Here is a 19,255-nt window from a genome sequence, read left to right on the forward strand (position 1 = left end):
AAAGGTATTGCGAGAACCCGACTAGCGAAATCCATCTATGACGCTGGGTGGGGGCAATTCCTGCAAATCCTCGCAGTCAAGGCTGAAAGAGCTGGACTGAGGGCGATTGCAGTGGATCCAAGCGGCACAAGCCAAAACTGTTCTCAGTGTGGTCAGAAAGTACCGAAAACCATTCGAGACAGATGGCACTCTTGCCCGCATTGTGGACTGGAACTAGGCCGAGACCACAACGCGGCGATAAACATCAAATACAGAGCGGTGGGGCATCCCGTTCTCAAAGCTCAGGAAATGTCCTTCACAGGAGTCACTGTTCGCGTCAGCGGGACGGAGTCCTTGAAGCCCGCACTCTTTCGCTTTAGCGGCGCGGAGCGCTTTGCGTTAGCATGAGTGCGGGAGTATGTCACAGGACAAAGTTAACCAGCTTTTTCGGCACCACCACCACTTTTTTGGGTGTTGCCCCCTCCAGGTATTTCTGCGCTGCTTCTGACCGAAGGGCCAACTGTTCCTGCTCCTCCGGCGTTACCTCGGCAGGGGCCTCAAACGAGCCGCGCAATTTGCCGTTCACCTGAATCACAATGGTCACCGTGTCGGCCACCAGCGCTGCCGGGTCATAGCTGGGCCAAGACTGCCGATGCACCGAGTCTGCGCCCCCCAGCGCCTGCCACAGCTCCTCCGCAATATGGGGGGCAAAAGGCGCCATCAGCAACACCAGCGTGCGGATCCCCTCTGCATAGACCGGCGAATCCGGGATCCCGGCCTCCCCCAGAGCATTGCTCAGCTTCATCAGCTCGGCAATGGCGGTGTTGAATTGATAATCCTTTTCCAGATCTTCGCTGACTTCCTTGATGGCGGTGTGGATGGCCCGGCGCAGATCTTTTTCCGCCTTGGTCAGGGATCCCACCTCGACCTTGGCCGGCAACAGCTCTGGGGCCCCGCTCTGCAAGGACTCCGTCCCGCTACCGCGAACGACAAACTCGTACACCTGCCGCCAGACGCGGTTGAGAAAGCGAAATTGCCCCTCCACATCGGCATCGTCCCACTCCAGATCCTTCTCCGGCGGGGCCTTGAAGAGGATAAACATGCGGGCCGTATCCGCCCCGTAGTGGGCCAGCACCTCCTCGGGATCCACGCCGTTGCCCTTGGATTTGGACATGGTGGCATAGATCACTTCCAGGGGTTCGCCGGTCTCCGGATCTGTGGGGTTGTCGGGATCCTTCACCAGAGCTGCCGGGATCCAGCGATCCTTGCCGGACTTGTTGGGGTTGTAGTAGGTGCGCCCTTGCACCATCCCCTGGGTGAGCAGACGCAGGAACGGCTCGTCAAAATCCAGCAGCCCCCGATCCCGCAACACCTTGGTAAAAAAGCGGGAGTAGAGCAGGTGCAGGATGGCGTGCTCAATGCCACCCACATACTGATCCACCGGCAGCCAGGCGTTCACCCGGTCTTTGCGGAAGATCTCTCGGTCGTTGCGGGCATCGCTGAAGCGCAGGAAGTACCACGACGAGCAGATGAAGGTGTCCATGGTATCGGTTTCCCGGCGAGCCTCCGCGCCACAGGTGGGGCACTTCACCTTCACCCAGTCCTCCAACTGGGCCAACGGGGATCCCCCTCGCCCCGTCAGCTCCACATCCTCCGGCAAGAGCACCGGCAGATCCTTCTCCGGCACCGGCACAATGCCACAGTGGGGACAATGGATCACCGGGATGGGACAACCCCAGTAGCGCTGCCGCGAGATCAGCCAATCCCGCAGGCGGTAGTTGATCTGCTTTTCCCCCAGCCCCTGGGCTTCCAGCCAGGCGATGGCTCTTTCCACGCTTTGCCCTGGGCCTTTGCCCACCGGGATCCCGTCTAGGGGGCCAGAGTTGATCATCACCCCTTCCCCCGTCCAGGCAGCCTGCAGTTCTGAGGACTCCGTCCCGCTGGCGCGATCCGCTGAGGCCGGAGAACCCTCCGGCGGCTGCACCACCCGCTTGATGGGCAGGCCGAACTTGCGGGCAAACTCGAAATCCCGCTGGTCGTGGGCAGGCACAGCCATGATGGCCCCCGTCCCGTAGCCCATCAACACATAGTCGGCAATCCAGATGGGGATCCGCTCTTGGTTAACGGGGTTGATGGCGTAGGATCCCGTCCAAACCCCTGTCTTTTCCCGGTCTTCAGCGCTGCGCTCGATCTCGCTGCGGGCAGCGGCCTGGGCTTGATAGGCTCTGACGGCCTGCAGTTGCTCGGCAGTGGTGAGCTTGTCCACCAAGGGGTGCTCCGGCGACATCACCATGAAGGTGGCCCCCCAGAGGGTATCGGGCCGGGTGGTGAACACTGCCAGCTCGTCCCCTGCCTCGGTTTTGAAAATCACCTTAGCCCCCACCGATTGGCCGATCCAGTTCTCCTGCATGGTGCGCACCCGCTCCGGCCAGCCGGAGAGCTTTTCCAGATCCGCCAGCAGTTGGTCGGCATAGGCGGTGATTTTGAAAAACCACTGCTTGAGCATGCGCTTTTCCACCAGGGCGCCGGATCTCCAGGAACGCCCCTCCGCATCCACCTGCTCGTTGGCCAACACCGTCTGATCCACCGGATCCCAGTTCACCGCCGCCTCTTTCTGGTAGGCCAAGCCCGCCTGCAAAAATTGCAGGAAGATCCACTGCGTCCACTTGTAGTAGTCCGGCGAACAACTGGTAATCTCCCGCTCCCAGTCGTAGGACAGGCCCAACCGCTGCAACTGATCCCGCATCTGGGCAATGTTTTGGTAGGTCCACTTGGCCGGTGGGATCCCCCGGTCGATGGCGGCATTCTCCGCCGGCAGGCCAAAGGCATCCCAGCCCATCGGGTGCAACACCGCGTATCCCTGCATTCGCTTGTAGCGGGCAATCACATCGGTGATGGTGTAATTGCGCACATGCCCCATGTGCAGGTTGCCGCTGGGATAGGGGAACATGGACAGGGCATAAAATTTGCGGCTCCCGTCCTTCAGCTCTGGGGTGCGATCCAGCCCGATTTCACGCCAGTGGGCTTGCCACTTGCTCTCGATGGCCTGGGGATTGTAGCGCGCGTCCACGGTTCGATGCTCCTGGGAAAAAAGCGCTCACGCTGGGAGATAGAAGCATTTTGACATACTCCCCACGCCAATCGCGCCGGCGGAGCACAGCTCTCGGGCAAGGCTCTGGTCACGAGTTTCACGAAGCACTTCGGGAAAGGAGCTCCTGCACCACATTCTTGTCCCCTAGCTGCCCAGCCTGTGCCACAAACTATTGCCCATCGACCACACGGTACGGATAGCCTCATCCGGCACCTTGCAGAGGAGCGGGATCCCTTTGGCTCTGAAAACCCGACAAGCAGGGATCAGTAGGTTTCTTCGTGCCACCTGTCTGCTTTCTTCAGTTCCTTCTGGAACTTGCTCCAATCCTGACCGGCTTGTTCGGCCAAAGGCCCCATGACGTTGTTGATCCCGTCCTCCATCCCCTTGAGGCCGCAGATGTAGGTGTAGGTGTTGGGCTGTTGCAGCATCTCCCACAGCTCGGCGCCGTACTCGGCCATGCGGTTTTGCACGTACATTTTCTTGCCATCGGGGGTTTGTTGCTCGCGGCTGATGGCGTAATCGACGCGGAAGCGATCCCCGTACTGGGCTTTCCAGGCCTCCAGATCCCCGTGGTAGAGCAAGGTGGAAGTGGTGGGCACCCCAAAGAACAGCCAGATCTTGCCCTGATAGTTGGGATCCTCTTCAAACAGGTGCTTGATGAAGGCGCGAAAAGGGGCAATGCCGGTGCCGGTGGCGATCAAGATCAGGTTGGCATTCTCATCTTCAGGCAACAGGAAGGTTTTCCCCGATGGCCCCGTGATCATCACCTCGTCGCCTGCCTTCAAATCGGTGAGGAAGCCGGAGCAGACCCCCACCCCCGGTTGGCCCGTCTCTTTATCGACATATTCGGCCCGCTTCACACTCAAAGAGACGGTGCGCCCCTCCCCATCATCGCCAAAGCGAGTGGAAGCGATCGAGTAAAGGCGGGGCTTATGGGGTTTGCCCTTGGCATCTTCACCAGGAGGAATGATGCCGACGCTTTGCCCTTCTAGGTAGCGGTAGTTGGGATCCGGCAAGCTGAGCACAATGTGCTTAGTCAGTCCGGGTGCCCCTTCGCCGACAATGGAGTAGGTCTCCACACATTGGCCGATCAAGGGGGCGTTGGGACGATACAGATTGACGACAACCTCTCGCTTTTCTGCGCTGGCAACCATAACCGTGATCTGCTCCTGGCTCTGGGAGGAAATGAGTTTACAGATAGCAAACACCATAGCAGCCCGGCTGCTCAAACGGAACTTGCCAGAAGAACAGCAGACGACCTTCACCAGACCCCTATGCCGATCCTGAGAGCGGCAACCCTGGAAAAGGGGTCTCAGCCAAGCCCATCGGCCAAGAATATGCATTTTTTGTTAAATTGTTGCTTAGGGTGCCCACCTCTCTGGCCCACAAGCGGGTTGTGAGGTAACGGCTTCATTTGGTATCATGCAAGGCCGTAACAGTTGGTAACTTTTTAGAGCCTTTTTCTCAGTTTTGCCCTGCCCGTCCCCAAGGAGTTCCCATGGCAAGCAGTCCTAATCGTGTTGTGATGATTGGTGTCGCCGGAGATTCTGGCTGTGGCAAGTCCACCTTTTTACGCCGGCTGGGGGATCTGTTTGGCCGGGATCTGATTACCACCATCTGTCTGGACGACTATCACTCCTTGGATCGCTACCAGCGCAAAGAGAAGGGCATCACGGCGCTGGATCCCCGCGCCAACAACTTCGACCTGATGTACGAGCAGGCCAAGGCGCTTAAGAACGGCCAAAGTGTGATGAAGCCCATCTACAACCACGAGACGGGGCTGATTGACCCGCCGGAGCTGGTGGAGCCCAACCGCATCATCGTCCTAGAGGGGCTGCATCCCATGTATGAAGAGCGGGTGCGCGAGCTGCTGGACTTCAAGGTGTACTTGGATCTGGCCCCAGAGATCAAGATTGCTTGGAAAGTGAAGCGGGACATGGCCGAGCGGGGCCACACCTACGAAGATGTGTTGCGCTCAATCGAGGCTCGCCGCCCGGACTTTGAAGCCTATGTCGATGTGCAGAAGCAGTACGCCGATGCCGTCATTGAGGTTTTGCCTACCCAGTTGTTGCCGGAGCTGGATCCAGAGCACAAAGTACTGCGGGTGCGGCTGATCCAGCGGGAAGGGGTGAAGTACTTCGACCATGTCTATCTCTTTGACGAAGGCTCCACCATCGATTGGATCCCCTGCGGCAAAAAGCTGACTTGTTCCTACCCAGGGATCCGCCTCCACTATGGCCCTTCCACCTACTTCGAGCACCCGGTTTCGATTCTGGAGATCGACGGCACCTTCGACAAGCTGGAAGAGGTCATCTACATCGAGAACCACCTGAGCAACCTGTCCACCCGCTACTATGGCGAGCTGACGGAACTGTTGCGCAAGCACCCGGAATACCCGGGATCCCGCAATGGCTCTGGTCTGATTCAGATCATCGTGGGCCTGAAGCTGCGCGCCCTCTACGAGCAAATTCGGGCAGAAGCCAAAGAGCTGGCGGTGGCTTCCTAGTGTTTGCCCCGCTTAGGGGATCCCTTCGGTAAAGTGTTGGTGCAGGTCGGCTGACCCAGCATAGGTCGGCAGTAGGGCTTCGGTGTATGCAGGGATTCCAGTTGGAGATCTTTCCGGAGGGCCCCGTCTTAATCCAACGGGCCATCGAGATTTGGCAAGGTCGGTCAGCCGCTGCCATTCGCGAGCGGGGACGCTTTACGGTGGTCTTGGCCGGGGGAAGCACCCCCAAGAAGCTGTATGCTGCCCTGGCCCAAACCCCAGGGATCCTTTGGCAACAAACCTGGCTGTTCTGGGGGGATGAGCGCTATGTTCCCCCGGATCACCCTGAGAGCAACTACCGTATGGTGCGGGAAACCTTGCTGGAGCAGATCGGGATCCCGGCGGCTCAAGTTTTCCCCATGCCTACCCATGCAGGGGATCCCTTGCGAGATGCAGCGGAATACGAGGCGACCCTGCGGCGGATTTTCGGCAACGAATGTCCTGCCTTTGATCTCATCTGGCTGGGAGTGGGGGAGGACGGCCATACGGCTTCCTTGTTCCCCGGCACAGCCGCCCTGCAGGTGCAACACCGCTGGGTAACCGTGGGGCAGAAAGGAGAGGAGCCGCGCCTGACCCTGACCTATCCTGTCCTAAACCAGGCGGCCCAGGTGGTGTTTTTGGTTGCCGGAGCCAGCAAAGCCGAGATTGTCAAAAAGGCGCTGACGACGGAGGCCCACCTGCCTTGTCAGAGTGTCAACCCCAAAGGGCGGCTGCGGTGGCTGCTAGATGCGGCAGCGGCGGCAGAGTTGCCCCTGCCGGCAGTGGGCTTGCTTGGCTAGGCCCTGACTGAGGATGGCCATTTGACTTGGATCACGGCTGTCTCCCCCTCCTTCTGAATTTCATAGGGGTAGCTGAGTTAGAGCGCTGCCCCATGTCCATTCGCCCAATTGTCGAATCGGTTCTCCAGAGTGCCTGCCTCACCCGCGAACAAGAATCCCAAATCTGCTTTCTTCTCCAAGAATGGTTCTACGACGAATTGGATCTGGAGGCCCTTGACCGGCTGACCCTGGCTTTGCTGGAAGGGCAAGTCCACCTGGAGGGAGAGGAAAGAAGCCGCGCCGCCTAGCCAGGTTCTCAAGGAGCTCCAGCTCAGCCTCTGGCACCAGACAAACTTGGGCGCTTGCGCGGCGGACAGCTCTTTAGAGGGCTTCCTCAACCGCCTTGGCCACCTCCTCAGCTTGGGCAACACCCTTGCCAAGGGCCGCCTTGCAGCTGGTTTTCCAAAGGAGAGGAGCTTGCCAATTGCCACTCTCCCCCTGGAGTCGGCCGAATATCCCTACAGTCGCCCGGTACAGCCAGAGCCACGCACCCTGAACTGCAGCATCGCTGACACGGGATCCAAACTCTCTTGGCCCTTGAGCTACAGGAGACTCCGCCGCCGGCAGACCAATCGGAGCCAGCGGATCTGGAGGGCAGCGCAGCCGCTCGGCTCTAGGCGCGGGCTATGCTAGAAGCTTCTCCTCAAAGCCGAGCCCAACTGGGCTTCAGCTAGGGCCGGATCCCTCGCTTTCCCTTAATCTTATTTATCTTATTTCTGCTACGCTTGAGCCCCAGCGACGCCCCTTTTCAAGACCATGGACGAACTCAACACCCTGATCCAGGATCTGCAAGCTGCCTTTGACGACAGCAGCAAGCCCGTGGTCTCGATATATGCCGACACCAACCCTGCTCGTCCCGAAAATGCGGGTCGCGCCTGGGTGAGGCGCATCAAGAATACCCTCAAGGAGCTGCTGGAGAGGGAGGAGAGCAAGCCTGATAACTCCCTCTGCGAGCAAGTCCTTGCTCTAGTAGAGCAGGAGCGCCCTTCAGCCCGCACCCTGGTTCTTTTTGCCAGCCGCAATCCCGCCGGCAAGCCAGTGCTGCGCCGAATCGACCTGCAGGTGGAGCTGCCGGTGGTGGATCTGGCCCATGGGCGGGTGGAGGCCCGCTGGGGGGAACCTTACCTCACGCCCCTTTTCTTTGCCTTTGATGAATACGAGCGGGGTGGGGTGTTGCACCTGTCTGGCAGCAGGTGGCGCTTCTACGAGCTCTTTTTGGGAGAACTGCGAGAGGACACGGAAATCTTTGCCAACATCAGCGCCGAGGAATGGCAGGAACTGCAGAAGCTGGCCGGCCGCATTGAAAATGCCGTTGCCGAACGTCGCGCCCGCAGCGGTGGCACCTTCGACAAGCTTTCCCCCAAGGAGCGGGAGGCGGCCAAGGTCAGCCTCTGGATGCACAAGCTCTACCTGCACCTGGCTTCCGCCCTGGATAAGGCAGTGGATCGCCTGGGCATTGAGCGGCTGGTGCTCATGGGCGAAGCCTGGCAGGTGTCCCACTTTGAGGGCTATCTCAACCGCGGCCTACGCAACCGCATCGTCGCGCGGGTGGGGCACCCCGCCAACCTTCACACACCGACGCCGCAAGACATCCTCGACCGAGTGGTACCCGTCCTGGAGGCCGCTGAGCGCCGAGGAGAGCTGGCTTTGTTGGAGCGGATTCGAGAGCAGCCCGGCGCTTGGGGCTTGGATGCGGTGCTGGACGCCCTCCAGCTAGGCCGGGTGGAAATCCTTGTCCTGCCCTGGAGGCTAGAGGCCACCATCTGGCGCTGCCCAGACGGCTTTGTGGGAGGAACCCAGGAGATGGCCCAGCTCCTTTGCCCAGAGCCACAGCCGGCACCCCTGCGGGATCTGGTGTGGGTGCTAGGCCGCGATTTTGGCGCTAAACTGGAGTTCGTTCGCGGCGAAGCTGAAGAGCGCTTGCTCCACGAGTTTCAGGGAGCAGCGGCGCTGCTGCGCTGGTAGGTCTAGCAACTTGAGCAGGGATGGCCCAACCCTCTAGCTAGATCCCAGAGCAAGGGTGTAGGCTGCTAGCATAATCTGGCCCATCCTGTTTAGCGAGGGATCCCCTTCGCGATGCTGCCGAATACGAGGCGACCCTGCGGCAGATTTTCGGTGCAGAGTGCCCTTCTCTCGACCTGGTATGGCTGGGGGTGGGGGAAGACGGCCACACAGCTTCTCTATTTCCCGACACCGCCGCTCTGCAGGTGCAGCACCGCTGGGTGACGGTGGGGCAAAAAGGGCAGGAGCCGCGTCTAACCTTGACCTATCCTGTTCTGAACCAAGCAGCCCAGGTGGTGTTCCTGGTAACCGGAGCGAACAAAGCCCCCATCGTGAAAGAGGCGCTGACCACCGAGGCCCACCTACCCTGCCAGCGCGTAAACCCCAGAGGACGGCTGCTGTGGTTGCTGGATGCGGCGGCAGCGGCTCAACTGCCCCTGCCCTGTGTCCCGCTGCTCAGCTAAACAACAGGCGGGCTAACTGCCGATGGGATAGGATCCCCAGGCCCACCGCCCCCAAAATCATCCCAGCCCATTCCAGTGGCCACAGGTTTGATAGCCCCAGCGGCCAACGCACCAGGTTTCATGGGTCGAGAACCGGCGGGGCAGGGATCCCTCAGGGGTTGCCGGGCAAATTCTTCAGTACTGGAATCACCAGCTCTTGGACGGGCAGCGCTACGGGCTGGGCGGAGTCACTGCTCAGGGAGCTGGATGGCGCAGAAGGAGAAGAGCTGGGGATCTCGCCCATGGGCCGCAGTTGCCAGCGGATGATCTGCTCGCCGCGGTAAAAGGTGACCAACAACTGATCCCCTTGCGATTGAATTTGCCAGGTGCCATCACCGCTGGTTACCGAAATATGGCCGCCGGAAAAGGGTGCATCCAAAGCCGGCCCCGATTGGCTCCAGATACGCCCGCCACCCGTTTCCAAGATCAATTGCACCGTCGCCCCCTGCCCCTGGCCGCTCAAAATTTGGCCGGTTCCGCTCCAAACTCGGGTTTCCGTCTGAGCCACGGCGGGTTGCCCAAGCTGCAGAACCATGAGCAACAGCCCTGCCCAGCTCCAGTGATTTCGCAGCCTCCCTCTCCCATCAGGGAAGAAGGAAGAAGAGCGAGAGAAACAAGCCATTGCACTCACGTTGATACCACGCGCCGCGATAGGACTGAAACAGACGAAGAAGAAGGCGAAAAGGTGTCGCAGGAAGCAATCCCTTACACAGTTTTTTTCACAGCTCGCTGAAAGCCTTTGGGATCCCTCTGCGCTCTCTTGGCTCTGGGTTAAGCCTGCTGCTGGAATCCGCCCTCGGCTTGATCCCAATCTAGCAATCTCCATCCCCCCAGACAGGATGTAACCTGAGACTCTGGCTGCGGGGATCCCCAGCAACCGTTTCGCCAATGCGCAGAGCCAAGGCCCAGGGTATCTCCGACGCGATCCCGATCCTCACGACTTGAGAGAAAGGAAACGCTCCAGAGCTGCCACCATCGCCGGTGGCCAACGGCGGACGGTTTTCACCCATTCCAGGTCGGCGTAGCGGGGATCCAGCCCTTGCACAGCCACCCAATGACTTTCGGCCTCTCCTTGCCGACCCTGCACCCAAAGGATGGCACTGAGAGCAGCCCGCATATCTGGAAACTTCGGGTACTTGCGCACCAGAGCCCGCATCAAGCGCAGAGCAGCTTCTGTTTCACCCACCTGGTAGAGGCTCAAAGCATAGTTGGCCTGAGCGAAGGCGTAGTCGGGAGCCAATTCTGTGGCGCGGCGGTAGTCGGCCAAAGCCTGTTGCCATTGGCCCAGCCCTGCTTCCGCATTGCCACGGTTGTTGTAGGCCGCCGCATCGTTGGGATCCAACTGCAACACCCGCTCATAATCGGCAATCGCCTCCTGCCACCGCCCCAACCCCTCCAAAGCAGCCCCTCGGTTGAGATAGGGATCCGGTGCCTCAGGGGCCAAACGAATGGCCTCAGCATAATCCTCCAGAGCTGCCTGCAGTTGGTGCAAGCTGACACGGGCGTTGCCCCGGTTGCTCCACAGGGCCGGGTTGTCCGGCTGGATCTGCAACAGTTGAGTCCACAGGGTTTCCGCCCGGGCAAAATCTCCCCTCTGAGTAGCCGCAAAGGCCTCCTCAAACAGTCGATCGATCTCGTGATCTACCCTGTTGCTCGCTGCCGTTGCCACCACACCCGATCCAGGCCAGATAGGGATCCCTAGCCAAAACAGCAGCCCCAGCAGCAGCGCAGGGAGTAGGTTGGGTACACTGACGGACTTCATGGCTGCAAAAACCACCTTGGATGGGGTGTTTCCACCTGAAGCCATCGCCACAGAAGGGGGTCTGACGGTTAGCGCGCCCTGGAGGACTCGAACCCCCGACATCCGGTTTTGGAGACCGACGTTCTACCAACTGAACTAAGGACGCATTGGCCAAAGGTTACACCCGCTTACCCAGTGTAGCAGGTACACCTAATTTTCAGAGGAGCTGTTCCTCAACTATCTGGGCTCTCTGCCTTAGCCTTGATGCGAGTGGCTTTGCCCACCCGATCCCGCAAATAGAACAGCTTGGCCCGGCGCACTTTACCTCGCCGCAGCACCTGAATCGACTCGATGCGCGGGGAGTGAATGAGGAAAACCCGCTCCACGCCGATTCCCTGGAAAACCTTGCGCACCGTAATGGTGCGGTTGATACCGGAGTGGCGCATGGCAATGACCGTGCCCTCAAAGGCTTGTACCCGCTCCTTGCCCCCCTCTTGAATGCGAACTCCCACCCGTACCTGATCGCCAACCCGAATCTCCGGCAGATCCGGCTTCATCTGGGCAGCTTCAATGGAGCGGATGATCTCCTCAGCGTTGATGCGAACGTTCATGGCCTTCCCGCGCTACCGGCAGTCAACCATCGTAGCAATCGTCCCTGTTTTTTGTACAGAGCTGGCCGAATAGACCTCAAGAGGCGGGAAACCGTGTTTACGCTTCCCCCATTTTTCCAATAGGCTAGACAAAGATAAAGCTTTTGTTACAAACGGGAGACTTTTGTGATCCTGCACACCGATGAGCCCAAGACGGGATCCCTGTCTACTCCCAAGCTTGCAGAGCAGCCTCTGCCGCAAAGCAAACCCCGCCGCCAGAGATTTCCCTTCGGCTGGATGCTCCTGGGCTTGCTGTTGGCCGGCCTAGGGGGCAGCGGTCTCCTGATCCAGCGTCAGCTTCAGCAGCAGAGGGCAGAACGGCTGGAAAGGTTAACAGTCCCAGTTCAAGTGGTGGATCTCACCCAACGCCTGCGGGTGAGCGGCCAGGTGCAGCCGCTCCGCCAGGTGAATGTCAGCCCTCGCGAGTCGGGTCGCCTGGCGGAACTGTTGGTGGATCAGGGAGATGAAGTGGTGGCAGGGCAGTTATTGGCCCGGATGGACTACGGCGATCTCGCCAGTGGCATTCGCCAAGCCCAAGCCCGCATTCAAGAGTTGCAAGCCCGTCTAGCGGAGCAACAGGCCGGAGAGCGCCCCCAGGTGATCGCGGCGGCCCAGGCCAGGGTGGATGCTGCCCGGTCGCAGGTGGACTTGGCTCAGAGGGAGTTAGAGCGCATCCAGGCCCTGGTGCAGGCGGGGGTGGTAGCCCGCAGCGAGCTGGATCAACGCTCGGCCCGCCTGGAACAAGCGCAAGCGGATTTGCGAGCTGCTCAACAGGAGTTGGAGCGATTGCAACTGGGGAGCCGCCCGGAAACCCTACAGCAAATTCAAGCCCAAATTGCCCAGGCACAAGCCGAGCTGGCCCAACGGCAATCCCGGTTGGCTGACACCGAAGTCCGCGCCCCCTTTTCCGGTGTGGTGGTGCAGCGCTTTGCCGAGGTGGGATCCTTTGTAGCTCCCACAACAGCAGCTTCCGATGCCACCGCAGCTTCTTCCAGTTCCATTTTGGCGCTGGCTCAGGGAATTGAGGTGCGGGCAGAAGTGCCAGAAGCCCAGATTGCCCAGGTGCGGGTGGGTCAGCCGGTGGAGATCCGCTCCCTGGCCTACCCCGACCGCCTGGTGCAGGGGCGGGTGAAGCGGATTGCACCCGCTACGGTGGTGGTGCGAGAGGTAACCGTCTTTCGGGTCTTCGTTGAACCGGAGCCTGGGGCCGACTTTTTGCGCACCGGCATGACTGTTTCGGTGGATTTCATTGGGGATCCCCAGCCTCAGGCTCTGACGGTGCCCTCAGTGGCTATCCTCCGGGAGGAAAGCCAGGAAGGCGTGCTCCTGCTGGATCCCCAAAGCCGGCAACCTGTCTATCGCCGCGTGGAAACGGGCATCACTCAGGGTGGAGTTACCCAAATCCTCTCTGGTCTGCAGGCAGGGGATCGGGTCTTTACTGCCCTGCCTCCTGGGGTGAACCTAGAGACTTTGATTAAAAGAGCGGAGCAACAGCCATGAGCCTGGCAACGGCGGCCAAAATGGCCTGGCAAATGGTGCGACGGCATCGCCTGCGCACGGGGTTGAGCATGCTCGGGATCCTCATCGGCAATGCGGCGGTGGTGGCCATTGCCGGATTTGGCTACGCCGCCCAAGAGATGGCGGTGGATCAATTTCGCTCTCTGGGCACCAACTTGCTGATCGTCTTTTCGGCCAACTTGGGCCTGGTCGATGCCGGCAACATCCGCCCCCTCACTTTGGAGGATGTGCGAGCCATTGCTGCGGAAGTGCCTGCCGTGTCAGCAGCCGTCCCCAGCCTGGGCACCAATGTGCGCGCGGTGCGAGGTGGAGTGGATCGCCGCTACGAGGCCACCGGCACTTGGCCGGAGTATTTGTCGGTGTTGAACTTAGAGATCGAGGCAGGCCGCTTCCTCTTGCCCTCGGATATCGAGGAACAGCGCCCGGTGGTGGTGCTGGGCAGCGATGCCGCCAGCCAGTTGTTCGGCCTGGATCCCGCCGCTGCTATTGGGGAGACCGTCCTGCTGAACAACTTGCCCTTCGAGGTAATCGGCACTTTGCGCTCGAAGCCGACGGTGTTTGGCAACAGCGATGCCGGAGTGTTTCTGCCGGTGGATGTGGTGGCCAATCAGTTGGTCGGGCGACGCTCCCCCTACGGCACAGAGCTGACGGCGATTTTCGTCTCGGCCCGCTCTGAAGCCGATCTGCCTGCTGCCGAGTTCCAAATCCGCAACCTGCTGCGCCAGCGGCACCAATTGGTGGGAGAAGATGACTTCATCATCCGCAACCAGAAAGTGCTCCTGGATGGGTCGGCCAGGATTTTGAGCCTGTTGCGGGTGCTGCTGACGGGCACGGCGGCCCTCTCCCTGCTGGTGGGAGGGGTGGGGATCATGAATGTGATGCTTATCTCAGTTGCGGAACGCACCCATGAGATCGGGCTGCGCAAGGCGATCGGGGCCGATAGCCGCCAGATTTTGCAGCAGTTTGCCGCCGAAGCGATTTTCATTGCCGCGACCGGGGGAGTGCTCGGGATCCTCCTCAGCAGCGGCCTGCTGGTGGCGGTGCAGGTGTTCACCCCCTTGGCCACCCAAGTCGATGGGGTGGCAGTGGGAGTGGCGTTCTCCCTTTCCACTGGGATTGGGCTAGTCTTTGGCATTTTCCCGGCCCGCAAAGCGGCGCAACTGGATCCCATTGAGGCCCTGCGGGCCTAGAGATCGTATCCAAACAGGCGGGGATCCGCCGGCTGCCCATCGAGATCCGCCAGGCCATATTCTGCCCAGCGGCGATCCACCAGGCGGGCTACTTCTGGATCCGGAGTGAGGGGATCCCGCCAGGGAGCATCGGTTTCTGGGGGAATTTTGGTGGTGGCATCAATGCCCATCTTGCCTCCCAGACCCCGTCTTTCGGTGGCAAAGTCCAAGGTGTCAAAGGGGTTGTCCGGCAGAATAAACACATCCCGCTGCGGATCCACCCGCGAGCACAGGCACCAGAGCACCTGCCGTGGATCCCGGACGTTGATGTCTTTGTCCACTACGATCACAAACTTGGTGTAGCTAAATTGGGGCAGGGTACTCCAAAAAGCCAAAGCCGCCCGCCGCGCCTGGCCAGGGTAGGCCTTGTCGATGGAGAGGATGGCTGCTTTGTAGCCCAGCGCCTCCATCGGCAAAAAGAAATCTACAATCTCCGGCACCTGCTGCCTGAGGATGGGGGTGTAGATGCGGTTCAGGGCCAGCGCCATCATGTCGTTCTCTTTGGGGGGCTTGCCGCTGAAGGTGGTGAGGTAGATGGGATCCCGGCGGTGGGTCAAGCAGTGGAAGCGAATCAGAGGGGCCTGCTCGTTGCGGGGGCCATAGTAGCCGATGTGATCCCCGGCAGGCCCATCGGGGGCCACTTCCCCAGGGGTGATGGTGCCCTCCAAAACGATCTCAGCATGGGCCGGCACCTGCAGATCCACCGTTTTGCACTGAGCCAGGTGCAACCCTTCTCCGGCGTAGAGACCGGCAAACAGCCACTCGGACAGATCCACCGGCAGAGGTGTGGCCGCCGCCAAAATCACCACCGGATCCACCCCCACCGCCACTGCCACCTCCAACTTTTGGCCCAGGGCCGCCGCTTTGCGCAGATGCCGAGTCGCCCCCCGCACCGACAGCCATTGCACCGTCATGGTGTTGCGGCTTTGCAACTGCAGGCGGTACACCCCCACGTTGGGGATCCCATTTTCCGGGTCTTTGGTGACCATCAGGCCCAAGGTCAGCACCCGTCCGGCATCGCCGGGATAGACCCGCAACAGGGGCAACTGGGTGAGATCCACTTCCTCTCCCCGCCGCACCACCTGCTGACAGGGAGGAAGCAGATCCCGGCTGGGTTTAGCTTTGAGTACGCTAAACAGAGCTTGTCCCAACTCCACCGCCTGGGCAAAGCTCCGCGGTGGCCGCGGCTGGTAAAGCAAGGCCAGCTTTTTCCCCAAGGTCTCCAGCTCCTGCGGCTGCTCCATCCCCATCGCCCAGCAAATGCGCTCCACCGTGCCCAGGGTGTTGATGAGCAGCGGCATTGAGGATCCCTTCACCCGCTCAAACAGCAGCGCCGGCCCCCCGCAGGCCAAGAGGCGATCGGCAATCTCGGCAATTTCCAGGTCGGGATCCACTTCCGCGGAAATGCGGCGGAGCTGACCACGGGATTCCAGCAGAGCAATAAAACGGCGTAGATCTCTGGGCATGAAAGGGAACCTAAGGGCTTACTTGTCGCGATTGAGGGCTAACCCGCTCATGAAGGGCTTCTGCAGCGCAATAAACACCAGCAGCGGCGGGATACTGGCGATGATCGCTCCCAGCATCATGGGGCCATAGGAGGCCGAGCTATCCAGATTAAGCAGAGATTGCAGCCCCACCTGCACCACTTGTCGCTCTCGGCCTTGCACGATCAAGCGGGGCCACAGGTACATATTCCAAGCGTAAACGAAGTGAATCACCGCCTGCGCCCCAATCGCGTTCCAACTCAAAGGGATCAGCACCTGGGTGAGAAATTGCAGCGGGTTGGCCCCGTCCAGTTGGGCGGCCTCCGCCAGCTCGCGGGGGATGTTGGAAAAATGCTGGCGGAACAAAAACGTGGCCGTGGCGCTGGCCAGAAAGGGCACGATTAAAGCGTAGTAGGTGGATCCCCAGCCCAAGTTGGTGACCAATCGCAGCAGGGCAATAATCAAGATTTCGGTGGGCATCATCAGCGTGATCAGCACAAAGCCGAAGGCCAGCCCTTTGCCCGGAAAGCGGAAGTACACAAAGGCCAGCCCGGCCAGCAGCGACAAAACCGTCTTGCCCACCGTGATTGCCACCGCCACGATGGTGCTGTTGACCATGTAGTGGCCCAAGTGCCGCGCCACCATCACCTGATGCCAGTTGAAGGCAAAAGAGGAGCCAAAGGTCAATTGATAGCGGAACACCTCGGCATTGTTCTGGGTGCTCACGATCAGGGCATACAACACCGGAAATCCCAGAACCAAGCAGGCCAGTACCAGGCCCAAATGCACATACCAGCGCTCCGGGATCCAGCGCCGCCAACGCCAGGGAGAAGGCTCTACCCAAGTTGAATTGGGCTGGGCCACTTGAGAGCGGGGATCCTGCAACAATTGAGCCATAGCACCTCCAGACGGCGAACACCGATGAGCAGATGGGCTTTTGAGTCGATCTTCGGCTTCTCTTGAGAGGATAATCTGCCAGAGTTAAGGGCAACCTAAGGAAGGCCGGTCGCCTTAGCGGTGCGGAGCACTTCTGGCCTGAACTTTCGAGTGCTTTTACCGGCGGGAGGAAACGGGTAGAGTAGAACAGCAGTATCTGGATAACCCAAGAGAGGATCCCATGACTCGAGGCTTTGGCCCCTTCGGCAAAATCCAAGAAGCGCTCAAGAAAGCCCAAGAGGTGCGCGATGGCGCTCAAAGGCTGCAAAAAGAGCTGGAAGAGATGGAGATCGTCGGCGAAGCCGGCAATGGGCTGGTGAAAGTGACGGTAAACGGCAACCAAGAACCCCTTAAGGTCTCTCTGGATCCCCAAGTGCTCCAGGAGTCGGTGGATGTGGTAGAAGACTTGCTCCTGACAGCGATGGTGAACGCCTACACCCAATCTGCCGAGACGATGCGCAAACGCATGGAAGAGCTGACCGGAAACATCAGTCTGCCGGGGTTGGGACTGGGTTGAGCCCCACTTGCTTAACCCCGCTTGCTTAACTCTGTATGTACACTCGCCCCTTGGCTCGCCTCATCGAAGAGCTGCAACGGCTGCCCGGCATTGGCTCCAAAACCGCTCAGCGCCTAGCTCTCCACTTGATCAACCGGCCTGCCGGCGAGATCGAGGCCCTGGCCAAAGCCCTGCTGGAAGCCAAGCAAACCGTTCGGCACTGTTCCATCTGCTTCAACTGGTCGGCGGAGGATCCCTGTGAGATTTGCCGTTCGCCGCAGCGGGATCCCTTGCTGTGGTGCGTGGTGGCCGATGTCAAAGATTTGATTGCGATGGAACGCACCCGCGAGTTCAAGGGGCTCTACCACGTTTTGGGCGGCCTCATCTCCCCCATGAACGGGATCGGGGTCGATCAACTGCACATCCGCGAGCTGGTGGCCCGGGTGGCACGGGAAAAACCGCAGGAGCTGATCTTCGCCCTCAGCCCCAGTGTAGAGGGAGAGGTGACCATGCACGTGGTCAAGGATTACCTGAAGCCGGTTGCCCCCACCTTGCGCATGACCCGCCTGGCCTTCGGCCTGCCCATGGGATCCGAGCTGGAATATGCCGACGAGGTTACCCTGGCCCGTGCCCTGGAAGCGCGGCAGGAGTTGTGAGCCGCCCAGCCCATCAATCGCAGCCGGTTACCCCCTCCGCGCAGTAGGTGCTCCACCAGGGGTTGAAGTTGGCAGGATCCTCCGGCAGAGTGCTGATATTCAGAAGTTCCTGGAAGCTGCTGTTGCGGCCTCCGTAGCGCAGGTGCATATGCACCGGATCCCCGTGGGGCGCCCGCAGAATCACGTAGGTGAAGGTCTCGCAACTGGCGTCTGCTCCAGGCTGCAACTGAAACAGATCCCAGATGGAACTGAGGGAACGATCGGGGTAGTAGAAGGGATCCGGCGCAGCCCCCCGATAGGCGTAGCGACAATTTTCCGCCAGGGGCTTTTTCCCCTCCAGATCGGCGTAGAAGGAGAAGAACTCCATCTTCTCAAACTTCACCCGCTTTGGATTGCGCGGATCGTTGGCCGATTGTTCCAGGGACGTATCCAGAGTGAAAACACCATCAATTCCCAGGTAGGGCACTTTATAAGCATTGGGGGACACAATCTGCAGCTCTAAGGCTGCCGCAGCCGCTCCAAAACCCAAGAGACTCAAGCTGCCGATCAGCCAGGCTAGGGCCGTTGAAGAACCAATTTGGCGAGAGAGCATAAAACTTTGTTGTGCCTGTGTTGTGCAGTAAACTGCAGAGCAGTTTAGGGGAAGCTTTGAGCTCGTACCATCCCACTGGGGGGCATCTGGCGAGAAATTCGCCGACTGCAGGTGCAGCTCTGAGGAACGGGATCCCATCTGGATCCCAACAAGGCAGTAAAATTGAGGTCAGGCTCACCGTAGAGGTGCCAGGTTTGCTGCCAGAGCCTGATATCTGGAAACTGATTTTGAAAGCGAGGAAAACCCCGTGGAGCTAGCTGAGATTGAGGAGTTGATGAACAAAGCTGTGCAAGCCACACAGCGCTCCTTTAATACGGTACGCACCGGGCGGGCCAATTCCAGCCTGCTGGATCGCATTCAGGTGGAGTACTACGGCGTGCCCACTCCCCTCAAGGCCCTGGCCAGCCTCACCACGCCAGACTCCAGCACTCTCTTGATCCAGCCCTTTGATCCCTCGACCTTGGCAGCCATTGAGCGGGCCATTGTTGCCTCTGACCTGGGTCTAACCCCCAGCAACGACGGCAAGGTGGTGCGGCTCAACATTCCCCCCCTGACAGAAGAGCGGCGCAAAGAGCTGAGCAAACAGGTGGCCAAGCTGGCCGAAGAGGGGCGAGTCTCGATCCGCAACATCCGGCGGGATGGCATTGACTCGGTGCGCAAGCGAGAGAAAAATGGCGAGCTGTCTGAAGATGAGTCCAAAAGCTTGCAGGATGCCATCCAGAAACTGACCGACCGCTATATCAAAAAGATCGATGAGCTGCTGGCAGAAAAAGAAAAGGAGCTGACGACCCTGTGAAGGCTCCTTGCTGGCATCCTCCCCACTCTACTGGATTGCTTCTGCGCAGCGGTAGGACGGGGTTATGACCCAATTTTTTGATAAAAACCCGGACACCCGTCCTGAAACTTAGCTTCGAGGTTTTCACTTGCCCCTCGGAGTTGAGCAGCCCTTCATTTCTTCTTGTCCGATTCCAACAAGAGGGATCCCGGCTTAGGCCAGGATGGAAGAGCGGAATACG

At 59.8% G+C, this 19,255-nt stretch carries 18 protein-coding genes, 1 tRNA gene and 1 pseudogene; 11 read left to right on the plus strand and 9 right to left on the minus strand.

Translation table 11 applies throughout. From position 1 onward, the window contains the following. A partial coding sequence (locus ACVWZ1_RS11295; protein WP_457503402.1) for an RNA-guided endonuclease InsQ/TnpB family protein occupies positions 1-387 on the plus strand: 387 nt, incomplete at its 5' end. Between the two features lie 13 nt (positions 388-400). Here ACVWZ1_RS11295 and leuS read toward each other — a convergent pair. After that, positions 401-3,049, minus strand: a complete 2,649-nt coding sequence (gene leuS / locus ACVWZ1_RS11300; RefSeq protein ID WP_457503403.1) for a leucine--tRNA ligase — start codon at positions 3,047-3,049, stop codon at positions 401-403. Between the two features lie 284 nt (positions 3,050-3,333). Then, positions 3,334-4,224, minus strand: coding sequence for a ferredoxin--NADP(+) reductase (locus tag ACVWZ1_RS11305; protein ID WP_414426212.1), 891 nt, complete (start codon positions 4,222-4,224; stop codon positions 3,334-3,336). A gap of 344 nt (positions 4,225-4,568) precedes the next feature. Here ACVWZ1_RS11305 and ACVWZ1_RS11310 point away from each other — a divergent pair, with 344 nt between their 5' ends. From ACVWZ1_RS11310 to ACVWZ1_RS11330, 5 genes and pseudogenes are all read left to right on the plus strand, one after another. Next, the gene (locus ACVWZ1_RS11310; protein ID WP_457503405.1) at positions 4,569-5,576 is read left to right on the plus strand and encodes a phosphoribulokinase; all 1,008 of its coding nucleotides are present in this window, start codon (positions 4,569-4,571) and stop codon (positions 5,574-5,576) included. Between the two features lie 86 nt (positions 5,577-5,662). After that, positions 5,663-6,394, plus strand: coding sequence for a 6-phosphogluconolactonase (pgl, locus tag ACVWZ1_RS11315; RefSeq protein WP_457503406.1), 732 nt, complete (start codon positions 5,663-5,665; stop codon positions 6,392-6,394). Positions 6,395-6,486: 92 nt separating this feature from the next. Beyond that, on the plus strand, positions 6,487-6,681 hold the full coding sequence (locus tag ACVWZ1_RS11320) for a hypothetical protein (RefSeq protein ID WP_414513933.1): 195 nt from the start codon (positions 6,487-6,489) through the stop codon (positions 6,679-6,681). 508 nt (positions 6,682-7,189) lie between these two features. Next, the gene (locus tag ACVWZ1_RS11325; RefSeq protein WP_457503408.1) at positions 7,190-8,398 is read left to right on the plus strand and encodes a VLRF1 family aeRF1-type release factor; all 1,209 of its coding nucleotides are present in this window, start codon (positions 7,190-7,192) and stop codon (positions 8,396-8,398) included. 110 nt (positions 8,399-8,508) lie between these two features. Continuing rightward, positions 8,509-8,898 (plus strand): annotated as a pseudogene (locus ACVWZ1_RS11330) (6-phosphogluconolactonase); the annotation flags it as partial. A 151-nt stretch (positions 8,899-9,049) separates the two neighbouring features. Here the strand turns inward: ACVWZ1_RS11330 and ACVWZ1_RS11335 are convergent. The 4 genes from ACVWZ1_RS11335 to rplS form a co-directional block, all read right to left on the minus strand. Then, a complete protein-coding gene (locus ACVWZ1_RS11335; protein WP_414344534.1) occupies positions 9,050-9,472 on the minus strand; it encodes a hypothetical protein in 423 nt (140 codons plus the stop codon). A gap of 399 nt (positions 9,473-9,871) precedes the next feature. Continuing rightward, positions 9,872-10,699 (minus strand): tetratricopeptide repeat protein, encoded by an 828-nt coding sequence (locus ACVWZ1_RS11340; RefSeq protein ID WP_457466413.1) that lies wholly within the window; start codon positions 10,697-10,699, stop codon positions 9,872-9,874. 72 nt (positions 10,700-10,771) lie between these two features. Next, positions 10,772-10,844, minus strand: a tRNA-Trp gene (locus ACVWZ1_RS11345). 67 nt (positions 10,845-10,911) lie between these two features. Continuing rightward, entirely contained in the window at positions 10,912-11,289 is a 378-nt protein-coding gene (gene rplS, locus ACVWZ1_RS11350; RefSeq protein WP_011434427.1) for a 50S ribosomal protein L19, read from the minus strand. A 165-nt stretch (positions 11,290-11,454) separates the two neighbouring features. Here rplS and ACVWZ1_RS11355 point away from each other — a divergent pair, with 165 nt between their 5' ends. Both ACVWZ1_RS11355 and ACVWZ1_RS11360 read left to right on the plus strand, forming a co-directional pair. Beyond that, entirely contained in the window at positions 11,455-12,828 is a 1,374-nt protein-coding gene (locus tag ACVWZ1_RS11355; RefSeq protein WP_414427863.1) for an efflux RND transporter periplasmic adaptor subunit, read from the plus strand. After that, on the plus strand, positions 12,825-14,036 hold the full coding sequence (locus ACVWZ1_RS11360) for an ABC transporter permease (RefSeq protein WP_457503410.1): 1,212 nt from the start codon (positions 12,825-12,827) through the stop codon (positions 14,034-14,036). Before ACVWZ1_RS11355 ends, ACVWZ1_RS11360 begins: the two co-directional genes overlap by 4 nt. On the opposite strand, the gene ACVWZ1_RS11365 is transcribed toward ACVWZ1_RS11360, so the two are convergent. Further along, a complete protein-coding gene (locus ACVWZ1_RS11365) occupies positions 14,033-15,541 on the minus strand; it encodes a UbiD family decarboxylase (protein ID WP_457503411.1) in 1,509 nt (502 codons plus the stop codon). The two genes, ACVWZ1_RS11360 and ACVWZ1_RS11365, sit on opposite strands and share 4 nt — an antisense overlap. A gap of 18 nt (positions 15,542-15,559) precedes the next feature. Further along, positions 15,560-16,456, minus strand: coding sequence for a carbohydrate ABC transporter permease (locus ACVWZ1_RS11370; protein ID WP_148202782.1), 897 nt, complete (start codon positions 16,454-16,456; stop codon positions 15,560-15,562). A 220-nt stretch (positions 16,457-16,676) separates the two neighbouring features. Here ACVWZ1_RS11370 and ACVWZ1_RS11375 point away from each other — a divergent pair, with 220 nt between their 5' ends. Together ACVWZ1_RS11375 and recR are read left to right on the plus strand one after the other, a co-directional pair. After that, positions 16,677-17,012 carry a YbaB/EbfC family nucleoid-associated protein gene (locus ACVWZ1_RS11375; protein WP_011434432.1) on the plus strand — a complete coding sequence of 112 codons (336 nt, stop codon included), beginning with the start codon at positions 16,677-16,679 and terminating at the stop codon, positions 17,010-17,012. Positions 17,013-17,047: 35 nt separating this feature from the next. Continuing rightward, positions 17,048-17,647: a recombination mediator RecR gene (gene recR / locus ACVWZ1_RS11380; RefSeq protein WP_414399715.1), complete on the plus strand. Its 600-nt coding sequence runs from the start codon at positions 17,048-17,050 to the stop codon at positions 17,645-17,647. Between the two features lie 13 nt (positions 17,648-17,660). Here recR and ACVWZ1_RS11385 read toward each other — a convergent pair whose 3' ends face one another. Beyond that, positions 17,661-18,239, minus strand: coding sequence for a hypothetical protein (locus tag ACVWZ1_RS11385; protein ID WP_414388156.1), 579 nt, complete (start codon positions 18,237-18,239; stop codon positions 17,661-17,663). 247 nt (positions 18,240-18,486) lie between these two features. Between ACVWZ1_RS11385 and frr the strand changes: the two genes are divergently transcribed. Then, positions 18,487-19,035: a ribosome recycling factor gene (gene frr, locus ACVWZ1_RS11390; RefSeq protein WP_414351818.1), complete on the plus strand. Its 549-nt coding sequence runs from the start codon at positions 18,487-18,489 to the stop codon at positions 19,033-19,035. Positions 19,036-19,255: the final 220 nt, after the last annotated feature.

Source organism: Thermostichus sp. MS-CIW-25, from assembly GCF_054060015.1.